The following is a 22,833-nucleotide window of genomic DNA, read 5'->3' as shown; positions in this document are numbered from 1 at the left end:
AAGAACGCCCCGATTTTCCTTATAGGAGGAAAGTCGGAGCGTTTTCTTATTTTATTTGACTTCTTCCATGAACAAATTTAGGTTCTCAACGATTTCCTTAGATCTGGAATGGTGTAAATAATGTCCGCCTTCGAATGTCATCACTTTTCCATGCACAGATTCCTTAACTTGCCCTTCATGCAGAGGAATCCAATCTTTCACGGTTGTATTATTCGCTTGTATAAAGAATATAATGGGAAGGTTCTTGTCGAATTTCAACCCTCTGGCTGCGACAAAGTTAGGATATATATGTTCCATTTCATTTAAGGTAGTGGAATTATTCATATTTTTGAGCGATATCAATTTCATTTGTTTTTTGGTCTCATCATCAAATGGCAGTCCATCATAAGGGTCACCGCTTAATTGCAATCCCAATCTAATGATACCTGAATCTTTGAGCAGCTTTAATTTTTTTATCGGGAATTTAACATCCATACCGCCTTGCTCAGGAACACTACTATCAACCCCCACAAATGCACTCACTTCGTTTGGATATTTCTTCGCATATTCCAATCCGTAAATACCTCCAATGGAGTGACCCATTAGAATATATTGGTCAATGTTTAGATTCTGTACGGCTTCATGAACCTCACTTATGATATTCGCTGTAGTTCGTTCCTTATCGGTCTCATCACTTAATCCATACCCAAACGGCTCAACCGCGACCACTTTGTAAAATGGTGATAACTCATCAATCAACGGCTTAAAATCAAGTGCTGGCGCTCCAGTTCCAAAGCCCGGGATAAGTACAATAGTCTGCTTCCCTTGTCCTTGGATCAAAACATTCATACTTTTTCCGTCAACAGGAACTAACTGACCATATTGATGTATTTTTTTCTGATCAGATTTGTTGCTAATCACATTAACTGTATAAACAACAGCTAGAAAAAGCACGATCAAAATCACTATTGCTCCTAATATTTTAAGCAACAAGTTACGTACTTTATGCTTTTTCTTTTCATTCCCCGTTTTTATTACCTCTGTTTGTGTCACCCTCATCTTCTCCTGTCCTAATCTATTTATTATGTCGCCTTAACGTTTCGCTAATGAGATCTTAACCAACGATGATGTACTCCTCATGACCACAATATGAACTAAATATGAATAGGCAAAAAAAAATACTACGGCAGCGCAAGCAAGAAATCTTACCTGTGCTACCGTAGTATGAACAATGAGGCGCGCGTTCAACCCCTCGCAAAATATCCTTGAACGATAATTATTCTGTCGGCACTATAATTGGTAAGGTGACGATGAAGGTCGTTCCTTGGCTAGGTTCGCTTTCCACTCGGATATCCCCTTTATGAAGCGATACGATCTGTTTAACAATGGCTAGTCCCATCCCGCTACCGCCATACTTGCGACTGTGAGAACGATCAGCTTTAAAGAAGCGTTCAAATATGCGTTCTTGGTCCTCGGGAGAAATACCAATGCCAGTGTCGGATATTCGGACGATTACATTGTCCAAATCTTGTTTGATGCTGACGTTAATCACACTGTCATCCTTGGAGAACTTGATGCTATTTCCAAGGAGATTCGTCCACACCTGACTTAACAGATCATGGTCTGCCCATACGATTACTGATTTCAAATCAAGTTCAAAACTAATGTTGCGTGCCGACCATTGGGGCTGTATCGCCACGATTACACGTCTGATCTGTTCGTCAAGACTGAACGTGATAAGCCGCAGTTGTTGGGATTGCGATTCAAGCAAGCTCAGCTTTAACAAACTATCGCTCATCTTGGACATCCGCTCCGCTTCAGCAATAATAATGTCGAGATAACGATTCCGTTCATCCTCTGTGAGGGCTACTTTCTTGAGCGCAATAGCATAACCAGATATCGAGGTAAGCGGAGACTGAACCTCATGCGACACATTCGTTACGAACTCCCTGCGCATTTGCTCAAGGTGCTGCAGATCGTGCATCATTTCCTCGAAGCTATTAGCCAAGGTACCTAGCTCACCCATCTGCTTAATATTCAATTCGACATTAAAATCCCCAGTTGCTATACGCCTAGTTGCCTTTGTAAGCCTTTTGATCGGTCTCACTAAGAACATAGAAGCGACCAGTATCAATACGCTTCCCGTTATTAACGAATACGCCAAAAAATTAAATAGCAGATTCCTCGTAGAAGACAAAGTAGGAGGCACAATCGGCTCCACAAACATCGCCTTCGTTCCCATTTCAGTTTTCAAAGGTAGTCCTAAGAGGTTGGAAGAACCTATACTCGGTTTAACTTGAACAGCTTCACCAGCCAATACTTTCTTCAGTTGCTCCCTAGTCACGGTAACAGGGCTCTCTCCATTAAGCACTCCGTAAGACTCAAACTGACCGTTCTCATCGTAAATTCGAATATGGTAGGAATCAAGCTGCTTCATTCCACTTATAAGAACATCCGCTTCACGTGATGGTAAGGTTTCGTATATCCGGGCGATGTCCTGACCAAAGCGAAGTAAGGGAATTCGCAGGTTTTCGTTTAATTTATCTTGAAATACCCAGGTTGTCACAAATAGAGAAATCAGTGTGCCTCCGATCACGGAGACTAGAAAGGTCAGAACAACACGTGTATATAACGATTTGATCATTCATATACCTCAAGCCGGTAGCCAAGTCCACGGACCGTCTCAATGCGAAAATCAGGTGTAGACGCGAACCGTTCGCGCAGACGTTTGATATGCACATCTATCGTTCGATCGTCTCCAGCGTAATCAATCCCCCAAATCTGATCGATTAACTGCTCGCGCGTATAGACTTGTCCGGGTGTTCCAGCGAGCTTATACAGCAATTCGAACTCCTTGAGTGGCAACGTGAATGACTCTGTTCCTCTCATCACCTTATAGGTTTGCCGATCAAGGACGACGTTGCCGAACTGGATCGTCTGAGTGGAACCAATCTTGTATCGCTTCAATAAGGATCTAACACGAACCGTCAACTCCAGCGGATCGAATGGCTTCGTCAAATAATCGTCTGTCCCCAGTTCGAAGCCCTTCACCTTTTCCCAGGTTTCACCTCTCGCAGTTAGCATAAGTAAGGGAAGATCCGGATTGGCTTTTCGGAGCTCTTTACATAACGTCCACCCATCCATAATCGGCATCATGATATCGAGTACAACAAGATCAACCTGCTTTGAGGCGTAAACGGCTAACGCTTCTTTGCCGTCTGCAGCTTCGGCTGTATCAAATCCGTCGTTACGTAGAAATAAACAGACGAGTTCGCGAATGTTCGCGTCGTCGTCAGCAACTAGTATAGTAGGCATTCGTACCCTCTTTTCCTGTTATCCATCCTAGCCATTATACTACAATATACTTCCAGCCAAGAAGGAACGCCTTCGGCATCATTTAAAGGGTGATGATCGTTTCACGAAAGCGCAAAACTTATACTTTCTTATCTTTCAAAAAAGAGCGTCTAACACGGTAATCCGCATGTAGACGCTCTTGAAGTCGTTTGACTTTACCTCCAAACGACTTACTTTTTATTCATCTTAAACTTCAGGAAGAGCTCATTGTAATGAGCAAGCATCCGTTTTCCAAGATTATCATACACCTCAAGCCGATCCGTAATCTCAGCAGGCGGGTAGAAACGGGTATCCTCGGAAGTTTCCTTCGGAAGTAGCTCCAGCGCAGGGATGTTAGGTGTGGAATAACCTACGTATTCTGCATTCTTAGCCGCTACATCTGGGCGAAGCATGAAGTTAATGAACTTATGAGCTCCATCCACATTATCCGCAGTTCGTGGAATGACCATGTTATCAAACCACTTGTTCGAGCCTTCCTCAGGCACTACATAATCCAGTTTATCATTCTCATCCATGATCTCAGAAGCATCACCGGACCACACAATCCCAACAGCAGCCTCTTCATTGGCAAGCAGCATCTTGATCTCATCTCCGACAATCGCCTTAACGTTAGGAGACAGCCTATTCAGCTTGGTCAGCGCTTCTTGCAGGTGAGCCTCATCCCGGTCATTAACGGAATAGTGCAGGCTGTTCAAAGCCATACCCATCACTTCACGTGCTCCATCCACCAAGAAAATGTTGTTCTTCAGCCTGCTGTCCCAGAGGGAATCCCAGCTGGTGAAATCCATCCCTTTGGTCATCTCCGGATTGAAGATAATTCCGACGGTTCCCCAGAAGTAAGGCACGGAATACTTGTTGCCAGGATCGAAGGAAAGGTCCATAAACCGCGGATCAATATTCTTTAGATTCGGAACCTTGCTATGATCCAGCGGTATGAGCAAATTTTCTTCTTTCATCTTGGCAATGGCGTAATCCGAAGGAATTACGACATCAAAAGTAGTTCCACCCTGCTCCACTTTAGTTAGCATAGCTTCATTAGAGTCAAAAGTTTGGTAAATGACCGTTAATCCGGTCTCTTTTTCAAATTCCTTCAACAGATCAGGATCGACATAGTCGCCCCAGTTATAGATAGTCAGTGTATTCCCACCGGAATAGCCCTCTCTCGAGTTCATCCAGGAGCCCAAGTACATTAGAGCAAATGCCGTGATCATGATCGCCAGAAAAGCATTTACCAGCTGTTTCATCTAGGCACCCCCGCTTCCGCCACTGGCTCCGCCACAGCTTCCGAGGTATTCTGACGGTTCTTCTTAAGGGTCAGGAAGTAATAACCCACAACGAGCAGTATCGTGAACAGGAAGATCAATGTCGATAGCGCATTAATGGATAACGACACCCCTTGCCGAGCTCTGGAATAAATCTCAACCGATAGCGTCGAATAACCATTACCCGTTACGAAGAACGTAACTGCAAAGTCATCCAGTGAATACGTAAGTGCCATGAAGAATCCACTAAAGATCCCCGGTTTGATAATCGGCAGAATAACCTTAGTCAGAACATCCTTGCGGCTTGCGCCGAGGTCACGTGCGGCATCCGTCAGTGAAGGACTCATATCCTGTAAATGCGGTAGAATCATCAACACGGCAATCGGCACACTGAACGCGACATGCGAAAGCAGGACGGACACGAAGCCAAGCTTGATGCCTGCAATGGTGAACAGGATCAGGAACGATGCACCGATAATGACATCCGGACTAACGATCAACACGTTGTTCAGAGATAACAAGGTGTTTTTAGCACGGCGGTTCTGTACACTCTTAATGGCCAATGCACCAATAATAGCGATAAGCGTGGCGATAGCCGAGGACAAAAGCGCGATTACAAGCGTGTTAATCATGATGATAATCAGACGTGTATCCTGAAGGACCTCACGGTAGTAATCCAGCGTAAAGCCCTCGAACTTGTGCATCGTCCCCCCGCTGTTGAACGAATAGTACATCAGATAGAAGATTGGCGCATACAGAACAGCGAACACTAGCACTAGGTACAGATTAGAGAACCCGTTTTTATTTCTCATTCCGCACCCCTTTCCGCGATCCGCCAGTAATAATCATGAACAGCGCCATAATAGCAATCAGAAACACTGCGACCGTGGAGCCCATGCCCCAGTCCTGTGTGACCAGAAAATGCTGCTCAATCGCAGTACCGAGTGTAATGACCCTGTTGCCTGCAATCAGACGAGTAATCATAAACAGGGACAGCGCTGGTATGAATACCGCCATACAACCGGAACGTACACCCGAAATGGTCAATGGAAAAATAACGCGCCGGAACGTCGTCCAGCCTGAAGCACCCAGATCACGTGCCGCATCCAGCAAGGATAAATTAAGATCCTCCAAAGCGCTGTAGATCGGCAAGATCATGAATGGGATAAAGATATACACAGATACAAATACAAAACTGAAGCCCGTAAACAAAATTTGCTGTTCTCCGATTCCAAGCAGATCAAAGAAATTGTTGATTGGTCCGAACGTACCAAATATGCCGATAAAAGCGTAAGTTTTTAGCAGCAAATTAATCCATGTTGGTAAAATAATCAGCAATAACCATAGCTGCTTATGCTTCGTTCTCGTCAACAGATATGCCGCCGGATAGGCGACCAGCAAAGAGAATGCTGTAATCAAAAACGCATACCAGAATGAGGTCAGCGTCATTTTTAAGTACACAGGTGTAAAGAAGTTCACGTAGTTATCTAGCGTAAGATGCCCATCCAGATCAAATAGAGAATAATAGATGACAAGCAGCACTGGTGCGATTACAAACAAGGCGATCCACAGGTAATAAGGGATGAGATAATACGATCTGCCCTTATTCTTCATGACTCTCCACCTCGCCGTAAGCTTCCAGACGTTTGTCGAACTCTTCCTCCGTTTCACCAAAACGCATAACATGAATCGCTTCCGGATCAAAATAAAGGCCAATTTCACTACCTACCGTCGCCTTACGTGTAGAATGCACAAGCCATTCATGTCCGGATTCATCATAACAACTGATTTCATAGTGGACACCCCGGAACAACTGGGAATCCACTCGCACACGTAGCTTACCCTGTTCCAGTGTTGAAATTTCCAAATCCTCGGGGCGTATAACAATCTCCACAGATTCGTTTGGTTTAAGACCAGCATCAAAACATTCAAAGCGGCGCCCGTTAAACTCCACCAGATAGTCTTCAATCATAACACCCGGAACAATGTTGGACTCGCCAATAAAATCAGCCACGAAACGGTTAATTGGCTCATCATAGATATCATTAGGTGTTCCGCTTTGTTCGATTTTTCCTTTGTTCATGACAAAAATCCAGTCGGACATTGCGAGTGCCTCTTCCTGGTCATGTGTAACAAAAATAAAGGTAATGCCAAGTCGTTGCTGCATTTCACGCAGTATGTACTGCATCTCTGTTCGCAGCTTCAGATCGAGCGCAGATAGCGGCTCGTCCAGCAAAAGAACCTGCGGCTCATTCACAATCGCACGAGCAATGGCCACGCGCTGACGTTGACCACCAGACATTTCGTTAATGGCACGCTGCTCGTAACCCACAAGGTTAACGAAACTTAGCGCTTCCTGCACCTTCTTCGTGATGACATCTTTCTTAAGCTTCTTAATGCGCAGTCCGAAAGCCACATTCTCGAATACGTTCAGGTGTGGAAACAATGCGTAATCCTGAAATACCGTATTGACCTGCCGCTCATTGGCTGGAATGTGGTTGATCACTTTACCGTTTAAATAGATAGAACCGCTTGTTGGCTCTGCGAACCCAGCGATCAATCGTAGAATAGTCGTTTTACCACAGCCTGATGGACCAAGTAGTGTATAGAATTTGCCGCGCTCTATCTCAAAGCTGACTCCTTTTAACACCGGATCTTCGTCGTCATATTGCTTGGTAACCTCTTCAAATGAAATAATGGTGCCTTCCTGAATAGCTATAGCTAACAACCTCCCTGCCTAAAGTATCACAATACTATTTTACCCGCATCTCGCGGAGAACAATCGAATGGGCATGCTCAGCGCTAATAAGCGACAATTCCTCCTCTCATTCGACACTCCAATAGATATAGCATATTAGATTGTACCATTATATGCGATAGCTTACATGGATAAGGAATGCGTAAACTTAACAACTTTGTAAAATATCCAGTCCTCCAAGCCTTTTTTAAGGTGTTATAATGAAAACGAACTGAAAGACCAGACAGTTTTTTTCATTTTTTTCCGAAAGAAGATGAATGATAATGAACGAGGGGTTACAAGACCGCCTTGAAAAATATGGTTTCTCACTTTACATGATACGAATTACGCTGGCCGCTTCACTTTCATGGGTCGCCGTACACAGCATATATGGTAGCCAATATTTATACTTTGCACCCCTTGCGGCTATCCTCATCACCCAAGCCAGTGTTAAAGCATCGCTAGAAAAAGGAATCTACCGCCTGATCGGCATTATTCTTGGCGGGATCGTTAGCCTAATTGTTGGCCAGTTTTTTGATGTAGGTGGGCTTTCTATCCTGCTCATTCTACTCATCGGGATTGGCATCGCTACGGCCTGTAAGATGAACATTCAAGCTGTCTCACAGGTGGGTGTTACTTCCGTTCTAGCTCTTACCTTTTACCAGAATGACTACGTGCTTTGGAGAATAGGGGAAACGTTCATTGGTGTGCTGATCGCTCTGGCCATCAATATGATTATCGTGCCGCCGAACAGGTTCGTCAAGGTAAAAGCATTGGCATTCGAAGGAAGTCTTCTACTTGTGGATGCTTTAAAAGATCTCGTAGGCGTAAGACGTGATTCTCCGAAAGACGATTTGCTGGAGGAAGCAGGTAAACTCCTGTCGAATAGCAGCCGGGAACAAAAAGAAATGTTCTATACCCTCACACATTATCAGTGCCGTGGTGAACTGAAGGGACTCATACAGGCTACCTCACATCTAAAAAGCATTCATTCCTACGTCAAAGAAATCGCCGACGATATTCGTCTTCTGCCAGCGCATCACGCCTCTTCGGACTGGATGAAGGATGTGCTGGAATCAACCGCAGATTGCATTGCTCTTTATGGAACCAGAACGTTATCAGACGCGGAATGCCAACGTTCTCTTGCCGATTGCATACAACGCGCTCGAGACCTGCAACTGGCAAGTTTCTCTGAACTACAAGGCAATTGTTCGCTATCAAGCATTCGTGATCTTGGTGCGGTCTTCAGTCACTTAAACCGGGTGTTGGAGGAAGTAGAGCGGGCTAAATCTGCTACTTATGTTGTAGCCACTCGGCCCTCAACGGCTGAAGTCGCACGCGCTTTACGTTTTATTAAAAAGGGACTCTCCCAGAAGCTATAAGCTTCGGGAGTGTCCCTTTTGTTCAAATATAAGGATGCCGAAGGCGTTTATGCTTGCCTATTCATCAATATGCCCTCATACGCCCCTGATTACTACAATCACCACATAAATTAACTAAGCCGACTGCTTCGCGGCACGCCCGATCCTCACGTTCACCAGAACAATGCTACTAACAATAAGCAGTAGGCCAATCACAAGATTCAAAGTAATCTGCTCATTTAAAAAGACTACGCTAGTACCTATCGAGATCAGTGGAATCAAAAAAGTGAATGATCCGACCTTCCCTGCCTCTCCCTCGTTAATCAGCTTGAAATAGATCAACCAGCCTAAAGCAATCACAAAGACTGCAATAAACAGTGTATCGGCTATAAACGTTCCACTCCAGGTGATATCCGACCACTTCTCTGTAGCAGATCCCGAAAGCAGCAAAATGATACCACCGATCGTTATTTGCATAGCGGTCATCCATAGCATATCCACGCGCACAGCATTTCGTTTCATATATACCGTTCCTAATGCCCAGCTCAAAGCACTGGCTAAAGCAAGCACAATTCCCCATATAGAGATGCTTCCGTTAAGTCCTCCAATACTGAGGGAGCCTACTCCGATGAACCCTAGCAACAGACCTGCCATTTTGAGCCCGTACATACTCTCTCCTAACCACAGCCATGAAAAAATGCCCAGCAATACCGGCTGCAGAAATACAATGGACGAGAATAATCCTGCGGGTACATACTGCAAGCCAATCGTCTGAAATCCATAATAAAACACGATACTTAATATAGCCGAAGTCAGATAGATCGGCCATAGCTGCTTGAAGCGAAGCTCCTTCATCTTAGGAAGTGCAATTAGAATCAGAATGAATCCGCCGATGACGGTTCGGATACCTGCAAATAATAAGGGCGGAGCGTAGTCTAAGGCGATTTTGGATATAGGCCAATTTATGCCCCATACAATCACCAAAAATATAAGAAGGATGATGCTTTTCTTCTGCTGATTCATGTATTCACTCCTTGGTGTAGATTCATCACAAATGATACAATAATTAAGAATATAAATGAAATGAATAATACTCATAAGGGGCATATCATATTTGTTATGAACAATAATCAAATTCGTTTGTTCGTCAAAATCGCGGAAAGCGGTAGTTTTACCAAAGCTGGTGTAGAACTGAATATGACCCAACCTGCTGTCAGTCGAGCAATTTCCTCTTTAGAAGCCGAACTGGATGTAAAGCTATTACTCCGAGATCGACGGAACGGTCTAATGCTTACTGACATCGGCAAGCGTATCCTTGTTATTTTTCGTGAAATTCTAATGGGCTTTGATAAGGTCAATCAGGAGATTTCCGCCGAGAGGGGGCTTGAGAAGGGAAGCATTCGAATTGGGGCTTTTCCAGTGGCTTCTGCCTATTTTTTACCGAAGATTATTAGCTCTATCACTGAAAGATATCCGAATATTACGATTAGCCTGCAGGAGGGCTCTATCGCCGAAGTCAGAGAATGGCTGGAATCCAAAGAAATTGATGTTGGCTTATTGCTCGCTCCTTGCGAGGCGTTCGAAACCATCCCACTATATAGAGAAAAGCTGTACGCTGTAATCAGAGATGACCATCCCTTGCATAAACGATCTGTCATAGGTGTGAGAGAATTAGCGGGTGAGCCTATGCTGATCTGTAAAGCTGGTTATGAACCACCGGTGGTAGATTTATTCCGCAGAAGCAGCAGCTATCTGAATGTAAAATATGTGGTTAATAACTATGCAACAGCTCTTAATATGGTTCAAGAGGGGCTGGCTGTAGGTGTGATGTCTGAGCTATCTTTGTTATCTTTACCTCCAAATGTAGTAACCCGTGAACTGCAGCCTGACGCCTACAGAGATATACATATCGCAGTCAGCTCGCTTACCGATACTTCCATAGCTGTAAAGATGTTCATGGAGACAGCTCTGGATCTTTTTACTAAGCCTAAAAAAATGGATGATGAGGAGTGCTGAAGATGAACTTTAAAAGACTTGGAAATAGCGGACTACAAGTATCCGCATTGGGACTGGGCACAAACGCTTTTGGTAAAAGGGCAGATCAAGAGACCTCCATTCAGATCGTACATACTGCGCTGGATCATGGCATTAACTTTATCGATACCGCTAATATTTACGCCGGCTCCGAATCTGAGCGAATCATCGGTTTGGCCTTGGAAAGTAGAAGACATGAGGCCGTTCTCGCCACTAAAGCAGGCTTAGTTAAGCATGACGGACCTAACGGAAGCGGCTCCTCGAGGCACCATTTGATGCAGGAATTAGAAGATAGTCTTCGCCGCCTAAAAACGGACTATGTCGATCTATACCAGATTCACACCTTCGATCCCAATACGCCACTTGAAGAGACGTTACGGACCTTGGACGATATGGTATCTTCGGGCAAAGTACGCTATATCGGGGCTTCCAACTATACAGCATGGCAATTAATGAAGGCGATTGGAATTAGTGAGGCACGGAGCTTCGCCAAATATATTTCAATTCAGTGTAGCTATTCCTTAGCAGATCGGACCCCGGAGAATGAGCTTCTCTCCCTTTGTCTTGATCAAGGTGTAGGGATTATTCCTTATTTTCCACTGGCGGGCGGGATTCTCACAGGCAAATATAATTCAAACGGTTCCGCACCTTCAGGGTCCAGAGCAGATACCGATCCTAATTTCAAAAGATTCCTGAATCATGAACGGATCGAACTGGGGAACAAAGTGGGGCAGATCGCTGAAGAACTGGGAACCTCTTCTACTGCACTTTCCTTAGCTTGGCTCATGAATCGTCCTGCCGTCTCGACAGTTATTGTGGGGGCTACACGCGTGGAGCAGCTGGAACAGAATTTGCATAGCACCTCCATTCAGCTTAACGAAGAAACAGTGAGCAAGCTGGATGAGGCAAGTGATTCCTTCCGCTTTGGCGAGCCTTTCGCTTTTTATCGGCTCCCATAATCTAGCTATTACAATGAAGGAGGGGAGTATTATGACAACACATACAACGGCTAGCATTCAAGCGATGCTTGAAGAGCATAAGGACTTTTTTAATCGTGGCGCAACTAAAGAGGTTGCCTTTCGGCTTAGTCAGATTCAGAAACTTAAAGACAGTATTAAACGATACGAGAGTCGTATTATCACTGCCTTACAACAGGATTTAGGAAAAAGTGAGTTCGAGGCTTATGCCACAGAAATCGGCTTCACCTTGGACAGCCTAGGTTACATGATGAAACATCTCAGACGTTGGGCGAAGCCCGTAAAGGTTAGATCACCACTGCACTTATTTCCTGCGAAGAGTTATATCTTAAGTGAACCTTACGGTACCGCGCTCATTATAGGTCCTTTTAATTATCCATTTCAGTTGCTGATCGAACCGCTTATAGGCGCCATTGCCGCTGGAAACTGCGCTGTCCTCAAGCCATCGGAGAGCACACCAGCCATTACGGCTGTTATAGAGCAGCTCATTCAGGAGACCTTCGAACCCCAGTATATTCGCGTAGTTCAGGGGGAGAAAGAGACCACCAATCTGCTGATCCATGCCAAGTTTGATTATATTTTCTTCACGGGCAGTGTTCCGGTCGGTAAAATCGTGATGGAAGCCGCTGCGAAGAATCTAGTGCCTGTAACCTTGGAGCTTGGCGGGAAAAGTCCGGTCATTGTCGACACATCAGCCAATCTTGATGTTGCAGCGAAGCGAATCGTATGGGGAAAATTATTAAATGCCGGTCAAACCTGTATCGCCCCCGATTATTTGCTCGTTCATAAGGACATTGCTAATGAATTGATCACCAAAATCAAACATCAGATTACTGAATTCTACGGTCAAAATGCGCAGCTGAATACAGATTATGGCCGGATCGTAAATGAGCGCCAGCTGCAAAGACTCGCCAGTCTCATTGAACGGGATCGGGAAAAGGTGGTTTTGGGCGGAACCGTCATTTCAGAAGAACGTTATATTGAACCTACACTAATCTATCCTGCGGCTTGGACTGACGCTTCTATGGAAGATGAGATCTTCGGTCCGATCCTACCCATATTGGAATATCATCAATTGGATGAAGCTATCCGGAGTATTAACGAGCACCCAAAACCACTTGCACTTTATCTATTCACAGAGGATAAAAATGTTGAACAAGAGGTGCTTTCCCGAGTCTCTTTCGGAGGAGGCTGCATCAATGATACGATCTCGCATGTGGCGAACGCTAGCTTGCCGTTTGGTGGGGTAGGCAACTCTGGAATCGGCGGTTATCACGGGAAGCACAGCTTTGAAGTCTTTTCCCACCGCAAAAGCATCGTTAAGAGAGGCACACGAATCGACCTTGGGATTGTGTACCCACCCTATGGGAATAAGATCAAGCTAGTGCGTAAAGTATTGAAGTAGACAAAACAACAAGCCTCCCATGACCGGGAGGCTTGATACTTTTCAGAGGAACCACTTTTCATTATTTGAACAGCTGCACCAATTCCTCTACATGTAACTCCGCGGTAGAAGGAAACCAGAGCTCAGCACTCTCTTTCAAGGATGGACTTCCGGCTCCAACGGACCTCATACCAGCGGCTTTGATGGCAGCTATCCCCTCCGCTGTATCTTCGATAGCTACGCAGCAGTCAGGTGATATGCCCAGCATCTCGGTAACCTGTAAATAAATTTCCGGATCTGGCTTGCCCATACGGATGTTTTTAGGGTCAGCAATCGCCTGAAACAAGCGCCCGATCTTCAATCGTTCAAGAATCAGCATTGCATTCTCATTAACGGAAGCCAGTCCGACAGGGATTCGCTTTTTCTTCAAATCGGTCAGAAGACTATGGATACCCGGGTGCAAATCATCCGGTGTCATTTGTTGAATCAGCTGTTTATACTTTTCGTTCTTTTTGTTGCAGAGCATTCCTTTTACCGGTTGGGGTAAATTCAGACCGCTTCCCTCCAGTAGAATCTCTAAACATTCCATTCGACTATGGCCCTTCAGACGTACATGCTTCTCTCTATCAAAAGAAATCGCCAGCTCATCGGCTAAGGCTTTCCAGGCCAGATAATGATACTCACTAGAATCGGTAATAATCCCGTCCAGCTCGAAAATAACAGCTTCAAGCTGCTTCACATTTGAAAGAGACACCGGCTTCTTTACAGTTAACTGCACAAGGCTCCCTTTATGTAGAATTTCAACCACTTCACCTGTCAGTAGTGTATAGATCACTACCTTACTATCAACATAAATATCCAATAAATGCCCACCGCTTGTTATTTTAAACCGATAGCTGTCCCATTGTGCTGGCAAGGCAGGATTAAAGGATAGCATACCGCCACATAAGCGCATCCCACCAAACCCATTCACAATCGACAGCCAAGATCCTGCCATAGCAGCAGTATGCAGCCCGTCCTTCACATTGCGGTTAATATCATCTAAATCCATCCGTACCGTGCGGTCAAAATAGGCGTACGCCCCCGTTAAATCACCAATCTCAGCAGAAATAATACTGTGAATGCACGGTGACAAAGAAGAATCATGTGTCGTTAGCGGCTCATAGTAATTGTAATTGCGGATCTTGTCCGCCAAGTTGAAATGATCACCTAACAGAAACATGGCCATCACCAGATCTGCCTGTTTGAGCACCTGATGACGGTAAATCACCAACGGATGGTAATGAAGCAGAAGTGGATATTTATCCGGTGGCGTATGTTCAAAGTCCCACTTTTTCTTAGTCAGAAACGTATCATCCTGAGCATAGATGCCAAGCTCCTCATCAAAAGGGACATACATTTTTTCTGCGGCGACCAGCCAATCATCAGGCTCTTCCTCAGTCAGACCAATCTTGCCCTTCAGACGTTCAAAATGCTCCGGATACTGCTTTCCTAACAGTCTGGCTATCTCATATGCATAATAGAGTTGATCCCGCACCATAAGATTAGTGTATGCATTATTGTTAACGATAGCTGTATACTCATCGGGACCCGTTACTGCGTCAATACAGAACGCACCCTCCCTAGCCGGATTAAAATGACCCAGATCCACCCAAAAGCGGGAGGTCTCGAATATCATTTCCGCCCCCTCCAGGACCAGAAACTCATAATCGCCAGTTGCCCGCACATACTGTTTAATGGCATAGGCAATATCCGCGTTAATATGCATTTGTGCTGTTCCTGCCGGAAAATAGGAAGAGTTCTCAGCCCCGTCTATGGTGCGCCAAGGATACAGTGCTCCCTTCTGAGACATCACTGCTGCCCGTTCCCGTGCCTTATCTAACGTAGCATAACGAAACTCAAGTAGCTTCCGGCTAATCTCCGGCTGTGTAAATGTAAAGAAGGGTATCATATACATCTCAGTATCCCAGAAATAGTGACCTTCGTATCCTTCACCCGTCAGGCCCTTGGCCCCGATGTTCGTAACCCCGTCACGTCCTACGGATTGCAGCAATTGAAAAGCATTAAAACGGATACCCTGTTGAAGCGCAAGATCGCCCTGAATCTCCACATCGGTATGTGCCCAGAATTGATCCAGAAAAGCCCGTTGTTCATGAACTAGCGCTTCAAACCCACAGTTCTCCGCCAAGTGTTGCACTTCTAAGCACCTGCCTAACAGCTCGTCTTCTGCATAATCCTTAGAAGTGTGATACGAAATGTACTTGGTCAGGGAGATCCTTTCCCCCATTATCACTGGAACAACCCATTGCATGGACAATCGCTGATCTTCTAGCTGCACGGGCCTTTCATAACCAGCGCTACAATTCAGACTGTGACTTATCCCTGTTAAAAGAGCAAACCCGGTATGCCGCGTTCTCTGCTTCATCCACAAAAAGGACTGCTCGAGCTCATGACCGGTTTCGACTAGCAGCAAATTGGGTTCCTTACTCCCTGATCCCAGCCTGGGGTCATCCGTGACCTCCGGCCTTTGGATCTCACCATCGATCGATGAAGTGAACGTTAGGGTTCCCTCAAAATTCAATGCCTTGACCTCGTAATCTATGGCCGCTAAATGTTTATGCTGCATGGCCACCATCCGACGAATGTTCAGCTGTACCCTGTGTCCGGCAGGAGATTCCCATTCTACCTGCCGATGCAAGATCCCATTTCGCATATCCAGCTTCCGTTCATAACGGTGCACTTGCCCACTGTTCAACTGAAAGGTATGACCCTCAATGCTGAGTTCAATATTCTTGGCGTCCGTCACGTTCAGCATAGCTTGGTTGCGGGAGGGATACCCATAAGCTCCCTCTGGATACACAATAGGCTCGGAATCAAAAAATCCATTCAAGTAGTTCCCTATTACAGATGAGCCCGAGTGGCCATGGTAGCCTTCCTCGAAATTACCGCGCATGCCAATGTATCCATTACCCAGAGCAAATACACTTTCGCTTCTTTGATTGTTCTCTTCATCATAAGTCTCCTCATCAAGACTCCACTCCCGGTAAGGATACACCGCAGCCGGATGTACGTATGGTTTCATCTTCATCTCTCTATGCTCCTCCTGACACAGTTTTGTTCAATTAGCTATACTTTATCCTTATAATTCCTGCAATGTTCAAATCAACCTTTTATTGATCCACCCATAAGCCCTCTGACGAAATACTTTTGCAGCAGGAAAAAAATCGCGAGCGGCATCAGCATGGAGATAAATGCAGCCGAGGTGAGTAAATGCCAGTCGTTGCCTCGTGAGCCTACTAAGTCGGCGATCTTCATCGACATGACCTGCACTGACGGTTGATTGCCGATAAAAATCAGCGAGACTAAATAGTCATTCCACACCCATAGGAATTGAAAGATTCCGATAGAAGCCAGTGCGGGCACAGATAACGGTAGAATCAGCCTACTGAAAATAGTGAAATGGCTCGCCCCATCCATAAAAGCTGACTCAAACAAATCCTTAGGAAGCTGACTGATAAAGTTATACATAAAGTAGGTAACCAGCGGTAATCCAAAGGCCGTATGCGCCAGCCAAATGCCCAAGTAGCTTCCGTTCAGTCCAAGAGCCGTATAATCTTTAAGCACTGGAATAAGTGCCACTTGTATTGGAATAACGAGCATAGCGATAATGATGACAAAGAGTGTTCGGCGCCCAGGAAAACGCAGCCAAGCAAAAGCATAGGCGGCAAAAGAAGCAATCAACACCGGAATAACCGTTGCTGGAACTGCAATCGTCAGTGTATTCCAGAAGGCTTGCGACAATCCGGTGCCTTTTTGCACCGTTTCACTGCCATCAGCTTGCTTGAGCTTGTATTCCTTGCCCGAGAGCACATTATTGTAGTTATCCAATGTGAGATCCGGTGTCATTTTCCAGCCTTGTTCCTGTTGATTTATGGTACGCGCTCTGCGGTTCTCCCACATCAAACGACTGCCATCGGCCTTCACGCCTGCCTTCAGCTGCTCATCTGTATAGGTTTTGCCATTCACCTCGATCGGCTCCCGCAGATCCACATCTTTAGATAGCTGAAGGGTCTCTCCAGCCTTCCACTCCTGATGAGGAAAAGCTTTCCACCATCCAGTCTGCAAAATATCGGCAGCCGGACGGAAGGAGGAAATGAACAGCCCAAGGGTCGGAAGCAACCAAATGAAACAAATCACACCCAGCACGATATTAACAATCGTCTTGCTGCCTTTTCTCTTCTTTTTCCCGGCCATTAGAATCCCCCTTGCTTACGGAACTGACGTAGATTGATTATGATCACAGGCAACACCGCGATCAGCAGAACAATAGCCAGCGTGGAGCCGTAACCGAAATTCCGGTACATAAAGAATTGGCGGTAAAACTGTGTAGCCACTACCTCTGTATCGTATTGACCTCCTGTCATCACCATGACGACGTCAAATATTTTCAATGTAAAGACGATAATGGTCGTTGTCACAGTCAGAATGGTTGCTGAAATGTAGGGGATCATGATTCCAAAGAAGATCTTCACCTCATTAGCACCATCTACTCGTGCAGCTTCCAATATGTCGTCAGGAACTCCCTTAATAGCTGCCGAGAATATCACCATCGCAAATCCGGTCTGCATCCAGATCAGAATGATGATGAGGAAAAAGTTATTCCACGGCTGAAGCATACTCGTCCATGCCTGTGGTTCTCCCCCAAAATAAGTAACGATGGCGTTCAAAAGTCCAATTTGTTCATCGCCGGGTTGATAGTAATATACAAACTTCCAAATAACGCCTGCGGCTACAAAAGAAATAGCCATCGGCATAAAAATGATCGATTTAGCTAGCTTCTCATAGCTGCTTCTGTCGGCAAGAATTGCAATCAAGAGCCCAAAAGCTACACATGCCAGTGTACCAACGAATACCCAAAGTAAGTTGTTACGCAGTGCCGTCGCCATTAGATGGTCGCTAAAGATCGCTGCATAGTTGCTGAGACCCACAAATTTCTCTGAAGAAGCATTGAAAAAGCTTAAATACAGCGTCCGCAGCGCAGGCAGCACCAATAGCCACCCCAATATAATCACTGCCGGACCAATAAAAATATAAGGCAATACCTTTCGGCGTACGTAATCAGGATATTGCTCGACTGCCCAGGTAAGTGTGTAATAGATCAGATAAACACCCAGAACCCCCCATAGAACAGCCAGAACCGCCGTTAGTAGCGGGTTTAGCGTGGAATCCCGAAAGAATAAAAAGATCGAGCCATTAACAACAACATTGGCTATTAATACTAAAAGAGACAGCAATACCGCCCTAAGGCTTACCGTCTGCTTGGCTTTCAATTGTGGCTTCATTTGTGGTTGTGGTTGTGGTTGTGATTGTCCACCCATATTAGCTCCAGCTCCTCCTATACTCGCGCTTTGGAAAACAAAAAGAGGGGCAGAGAACCTTCAAATCTCGCTGCCCCTCTTTTAACTGTGTGCTTTCAATATTAGGTTAGTTGTTCCAGCCAGACTGGATTTGTTCCAACGCCTGATCCAGCGTCGCAGTACCACTTACGTAGTCGGTCATACCCTTCCAGAAGGTACCTGCGCCCACTTTGCCCGGCATCAGGTCAGAGCCATCAAAGCGCAGCGTGGAAGCATCCTGAACCAGCTTTGCCATCCGGCGATCGGATTCTGAGGTATACCAATCCAGGGAAGCATCATTCATTGGAGCAATTACGCCGCCCGATTGCACCCAGCTCTTAATGGATTCTCCTGTAGTAAAGAATTCCATAACTGCACGAACTTCAGGACGATCGTTGAACATCGCGTAAATATCGCCAGCAACTAGCACTGGTTTACCATATTGAGGATCAATAGGCGGCAGGTAGAACCAATCATAATCTACATCAACCTTTGCGGTTTCAGGGAAGAAGCTTGTAATAAAGTTGCCGAGCATATTAAACCATGCTTTAGGAGGATTATTGAACATTGGCGCTGGGGCATCCCCGAACGATGTCGTCACGATGGATTTTGCACCACCATAGACATAATCCTTGTTGAGCCAAATTTTCGACATGGTTTCAACTGCATTCTTCACTTCTGGAGAGGTAAATGGCAGCTCACCTTTTACCCATTTATCGTAGTTCTCAGGTGTAGTTGTGCGCAGCATTATATTTTCTACCCAGTCTGTTGCCGGCCAGCCTGTTGCAGCACCACTCTCGATTCCAATAGCCCAAGCAGGATCACCATCTTTCGCAATTTGTTCCGTCAGAGCCATCATCTCATCCCATGTCTCAGGAACCTTGTAGCCTGCTTCATCAAATTGCTTTTTTGGATACCAGACCAAGCTCTTTACGTTACTGCGGTTCCAGATCCCCGCCATGATCTTGCCGTCTTTCCCGTCCATATTAGACATATCAAGCCAGCTCTTGTTGTAATTAGCCGTCAATTTGGCTTGATCCAGCACGTTAGTTAAATCGATAACCTTGCCAGTCTTAGCAATCGAGGCTAGCAGTCCCGGCTGCGGGAAATCAGCGATATCCGGAGCATTTCCACCGTCTACTCGAATGTTTATCGTAGCTTCGAACTCTTTTGAGCCCTCGTATTGAATATCAATTCCTGTCTTCTCTTCAAACTCTTTAATACTATTTTCAAATTTCACTTGGTCAGCATCTACGAAGGGGCCGAACATCGTTACTTTAGTTCCTTTATAGTCGCCCTTCATGGCTAGCTCTAGCGGAGATCCCGATGGCTCGGTGCTAGGAGCAGTTGTAGCTTTCTCAGTGTTATCTGCTGTTGGGCTGGTAGTCGCTGCAGGTGGATCTGTAGGCGCTGCATTGTTGTTATTGCCTCCGCCGCATGCGCTCAGCATCATAGTGAAGGATAAACACAGTACTAAAGCCAATGACTTTTTACGTCCTGAGGTTTTCTTCATCTTTTGTACATCCCCTTTAATGGTTTTAGAGATTGCTTCTGACTCAATCATCCGGTACCCTGGCATGTATAAGCAGCTTGTAGCAGATCACCTCCTTGCAAAGCTTTTCAGAATCTAAGGATCTATACTAAAAAAGAATCGAATCACAAATTCCAATTAATTGTAGCGCTTACATTTGTTATAGTATCACATAAAGTAAGCGTTTCCAATCTGTATTTGAAATGTTTTTGGTAAAAATTATTTTTATTGTCTAAGCAAATATTCAAATGTTGCTTAAGACGAGCACTGAATTTTGAAAAGCTTTTCAGAGGGTGGTACAAAAGTGAACTACCCCTATTTTTCTCGTGTAGATTCCCGCACAATCAGCTTATGCTCCATCTTCTCATTCAATACCTGCACTTCACCTGTTGTAAGCAATTCATGCAGCTTCTCAGCCGCGCGATACCCTAACTCGTAAATTGGCTGTGCAATCGTAGTTAGCTTCGGGATGAACATACCCGACATCCTTAGATTATCAAACCCAATCACGGATACCTGACCCGGAACAAGAATATTACGATCCTTCAGATAAGAAATCGTCCCCATCGCGAATTCATCAGCCACACAGAAAACAGCAGTTAGTTCAGGGTAATCTGTAAATAGTTCATGCGCAGCTTGATAAGCATGTTCAAACCGGTGACTGGCATATTTACTCTTCACAATATTCTGCTGTAATTCTGACTCTGTTAGTGCTCTTACAAACCCTTCATAGCGTGGTGGTCCTGATACCGAATTATCATGGTTAAAACCAATCATACCAATGTCTTTATGACCTAAATCAATCAGGAACTTTACCGCATCATAGGCAGCCGCTTCATCATCCACCTCCACACTTGGAATGTCGAACTCATCGGAATGTGACGACACTAGCACAAATGGAATTCTACAACCGACCAATTTGTCATGATACTCAGGGTAAAGAAAATCACTGGCGAATACAATTCCATCCACCTGTTTCTCATGGAAGTTATCAATATAGGACAGTAGTCGTTCTTTGTCGCGGTCCGTATTGCAGATCATTAGACTATACCCAAGCTTGATGCAAGCATCCTGCATCCCCCGAATCACCCCTGCGAAATACAGGTTCTCAATATCCGGAATAAGCAGGCCCAGTGTAAAGGACTTCTTGTAAATCAGACCACGTGCAAATGAATTAGGTTGATACCGCAATCGTTCTACAGCCTCCATCACTCGATTCCGTTTGCTCTCCACTACCGAATTCGGTGCATTCATAACACGTGACACTGTGCTAATCGACACCTCGGCCATTCTGGCAACATCTCTTATGGTTGGCTTCATAATGATAACTTCCTTTTTTAGGGAACTTTTCGATGTGATTATAGCAAGCCCGATTGGAAATAACAATATAATTTTTGAAGCGCTTACATTATTTTAAAAAATTCATCTTCTCCTCCTCTTTCTTCACTCGGAAGATAAACAACTTACTTAAAGTGTGTATATAGTTTTATTACATGGTATACTATCCGAGTAGCGATATTCGTAGCTACAAATACTGCTCTATGAGCATAGAGCATTTATTATAGGAGGGATAACATTGAAACAACCTCGTGACATTCGATTCTCCGTACTGGACCTGGCTTCTATTGTGGAAGGAGGGACCGCGGCAGACTCTTTTCATAACTCTCTAGATTTAGCTCGGAACGCTGAGAAGTGGGGCTATCATCGGTATTGGTTCGCTGAACATCATAATATGATCGGAGTTGCCAGCTCTGCTACCTCACTCTTGATCGGACATATTGCTGGTGGCACCCAAAGCATACGTGTTGGCTCTGGTGGCATTATGCTATCCAACCACGCACCACTTGTTATTGCCGAACAGTTCGGGACTCTCGAATCTCTATATCCGGGACGGATCGATCTTGGACTGGGCAGAGCACCCGGATCTGATCAACCAGCTTCCCGTGCGCTGCGTCGCGGGCTCGGAAGCGATGGCAGTGAATTCCCTGAGCAGCTAAGTGAGCTAAGAGCTTACTTCGACCCTGCAGGAGCAGGATCGCGCCCAGCTGGAGTACGCGCGGTTCCTGGGGAAGGCTTAAATGTTCCCATCTGGCTCTTAGGCTCCAGCGGCTTTAGTGCTGAGCTAGCAGCCAAGCTAGGGTTGCCTTTTGCCTTTGCCAGCCATTTTGCACCTGAGTATTTACTTCAGGCGCTGCACATATACCACAGTAATTTCCGTCCATCAGAAGTACTAGACAAACCTTATGTTATGGTCGGACTAGGGGTTACAGCAGCCGATACTGTAGATGAGGCAAGAAAGCTAGCTACCTCGCAGCAGCAGCAGTTCCTCAATATCATCCGCGGGCGTACAGGCAAGTTACAACCACCCGTTGAGAGTATGGATGGGCTATGGACGGTACAAGAAAAAGCAATCATGCTCGATAAGCAGCGCTATTCTTTCTCTGGCGATAAAGCAGCAATTAAAGAACGACTTCAAGACATTCTGAAAGAGACACAAGCAGATGAATTGATTATCTCCGCAGGGATTTATGATCATGAAGCTCGTCTTCGTTCCTATGAAATTGTAGCTGAGGCTATGAAAGAACTGTAAGATTGCAGTCTTAACAAGGCAGGACGTTATCTGAGTATCGGGAATTCTCCCGTTTCAGATATGCGTCTTGCCTTTTTTGTTTTGTTTTCGAAACCGTTCTTAATAAAACACTACCAAGATATTAAAAAACATAAAAATAAAGAGATATAGAGAGAAATCAACAGATAAATAGACCATATACTTATTATTTAAGCAAATATGATCTAATTAGTTGTAATACATCATTTT

18 protein-coding genes are annotated in these 22,833 nt (G+C 45.1%); 5 read left to right on the top strand and 13 right to left on the bottom strand.

The window, feature by feature from the left end; translation table 11 throughout:
- Positions 1-51: 51 nt before the first annotated feature.
- The 7 genes from ACQKMP_RS16640 to ACQKMP_RS16610 form a co-directional block, all read right to left on the bottom strand.
- On the bottom strand, positions 52-1,032 hold the full coding sequence (locus tag ACQKMP_RS16640; protein ID WP_042192697.1) for an alpha/beta hydrolase: 981 nt from the start codon (positions 1,030-1,032) through the stop codon (positions 52-54).
- A 223-nt stretch (positions 1,033-1,255) separates the two neighbouring features.
- Entirely contained in the window at positions 1,256-2,623 is a 1,368-nt protein-coding gene (locus tag ACQKMP_RS16635) for a sensor histidine kinase (RefSeq protein ID WP_339243909.1), read from the bottom strand.
- Positions 2,620-3,294, bottom strand: a complete 675-nt coding sequence (locus ACQKMP_RS16630) for a response regulator transcription factor (protein ID WP_042192701.1) — start codon at positions 3,292-3,294, stop codon at positions 2,620-2,622. Before ACQKMP_RS16630 ends, ACQKMP_RS16635 begins: the two co-directional genes overlap by 4 nt.
- Before the next feature lie 209 nt (positions 3,295-3,503).
- The gene (locus ACQKMP_RS16625; RefSeq protein ID WP_076284904.1) at positions 3,504-4,577 is read right to left on the bottom strand and encodes an ABC transporter substrate-binding protein; all 1,074 of its coding nucleotides are present in this window, start codon (positions 4,575-4,577) and stop codon (positions 3,504-3,506) included.
- Positions 4,574-5,407, bottom strand: coding sequence for an ABC transporter permease (locus tag ACQKMP_RS16620; protein ID WP_042131492.1), 834 nt, complete (start codon positions 5,405-5,407; stop codon positions 4,574-4,576). Before ACQKMP_RS16620 ends, ACQKMP_RS16625 begins: the two co-directional genes overlap by 4 nt.
- Positions 5,397-6,209 (bottom strand): ABC transporter permease, encoded by an 813-nt coding sequence (locus tag ACQKMP_RS16615; protein WP_042192705.1) that lies wholly within the window; start codon positions 6,207-6,209, stop codon positions 5,397-5,399. Before ACQKMP_RS16615 ends, ACQKMP_RS16620 begins: the two co-directional genes overlap by 11 nt.
- Positions 6,199-7,308: an ABC transporter ATP-binding protein gene (locus ACQKMP_RS16610; RefSeq protein ID WP_042194671.1), complete on the bottom strand. Its 1,110-nt coding sequence runs from the start codon at positions 7,306-7,308 to the stop codon at positions 6,199-6,201. The genes ACQKMP_RS16615 and ACQKMP_RS16610 overlap by 11 nt, the downstream gene beginning before the upstream one ends.
- Positions 7,309-7,616: 308 nt before the next feature.
- Here ACQKMP_RS16610 and ACQKMP_RS16605 point away from each other — a divergent pair, with 308 nt between their 5' ends.
- Positions 7,617-8,714 carry an FUSC family protein gene (locus ACQKMP_RS16605; protein ID WP_427470015.1) on the top strand — a complete coding sequence of 366 codons (1,098 nt, stop codon included), beginning with the start codon at positions 7,617-7,619 and terminating at the stop codon, positions 8,712-8,714.
- Between the two features lie 114 nt (positions 8,715-8,828).
- Here ACQKMP_RS16605 and ACQKMP_RS16600 read toward each other — a convergent pair whose 3' ends face one another.
- Entirely contained in the window at positions 8,829-9,716 is an 888-nt protein-coding gene (locus tag ACQKMP_RS16600) for a DMT family transporter (RefSeq protein ID WP_427470013.1), read from the bottom strand.
- A 96-nt stretch (positions 9,717-9,812) separates the two neighbouring features.
- On the opposite strand from ACQKMP_RS16600, the gene ACQKMP_RS16595 reads away from it, so the two are divergent.
- From ACQKMP_RS16595 to ACQKMP_RS16585, 3 genes are read left to right on the top strand one after another with little or no spacing between them, the layout of a single operon-like run.
- Entirely contained in the window at positions 9,813-10,709 is an 897-nt protein-coding gene (locus ACQKMP_RS16595; protein WP_427470011.1) for a LysR family transcriptional regulator, read from the top strand.
- Between the two features lie 2 nt (positions 10,710-10,711).
- Entirely contained in the window at positions 10,712-11,686 is a 975-nt protein-coding gene (locus tag ACQKMP_RS16590; protein ID WP_427470009.1) for an aldo/keto reductase, read from the top strand.
- A 31-nt stretch (positions 11,687-11,717) separates the two neighbouring features.
- The gene (locus ACQKMP_RS16585; RefSeq protein WP_427470007.1) at positions 11,718-13,109 is read left to right on the top strand and encodes an aldehyde dehydrogenase; all 1,392 of its coding nucleotides are present in this window, start codon (positions 11,718-11,720) and stop codon (positions 13,107-13,109) included.
- 61 nt (positions 13,110-13,170) lie between these two features.
- Here the strand turns inward: ACQKMP_RS16585 and pgmB are convergent, their stop codons facing one another.
- From pgmB to ACQKMP_RS16560, 5 genes are all read right to left on the bottom strand, one after another.
- Entirely contained in the window at positions 13,171-16,176 is a 3,006-nt protein-coding gene (gene pgmB / locus ACQKMP_RS16580) for a beta-phosphoglucomutase (RefSeq protein WP_427470005.1), read from the bottom strand.
- Between the two features lie 74 nt (positions 16,177-16,250).
- Complete coding sequence (locus tag ACQKMP_RS16575) at positions 16,251-17,342, bottom strand: carbohydrate ABC transporter permease (RefSeq protein WP_094868352.1); 1,092 nt, start codon at positions 17,340-17,342, stop codon at positions 16,251-16,253.
- Positions 17,342-18,430 (bottom strand): carbohydrate ABC transporter permease, encoded by a 1,089-nt coding sequence (locus tag ACQKMP_RS16570; RefSeq protein ID WP_042194677.1) that lies wholly within the window; start codon positions 18,428-18,430, stop codon positions 17,342-17,344. The genes ACQKMP_RS16575 and ACQKMP_RS16570 overlap by 1 nt, the downstream gene beginning before the upstream one ends.
- Before the next feature lie 142 nt (positions 18,431-18,572).
- A complete protein-coding gene (locus ACQKMP_RS16565) occupies positions 18,573-19,997 on the bottom strand; it encodes an ABC transporter substrate-binding protein (protein ID WP_076285069.1) in 1,425 nt (474 codons plus the stop codon).
- Positions 19,998-20,330: 333 nt separating this feature from the next.
- Entirely contained in the window at positions 20,331-21,335 is a 1,005-nt protein-coding gene (locus ACQKMP_RS16560; protein ID WP_427470002.1) for a LacI family DNA-binding transcriptional regulator, read from the bottom strand.
- Between the two features lie 256 nt (positions 21,336-21,591).
- Between ACQKMP_RS16560 and ACQKMP_RS16555 the strand changes: the two genes are divergently transcribed.
- Positions 21,592-22,605: an LLM class flavin-dependent oxidoreductase gene (locus ACQKMP_RS16555; RefSeq protein WP_339267762.1), complete on the top strand. Its 1,014-nt coding sequence runs from the start codon at positions 21,592-21,594 to the stop codon at positions 22,603-22,605.
- Positions 22,606-22,833 lie beyond the last annotated feature (228 nt).

This window comes from Paenibacillus sp. NPDC101420 (assembly GCF_050277435.1).
In the GTDB taxonomy this organism is placed as follows: Bacteria; Bacillota; Bacilli; order Paenibacillales; family Paenibacillaceae; genus Paenibacillus_AQ.
The sequence above is the reverse complement of the archived record's forward strand: the minus strand, read 5'-3'. Positions and strand labels throughout refer to the sequence as shown.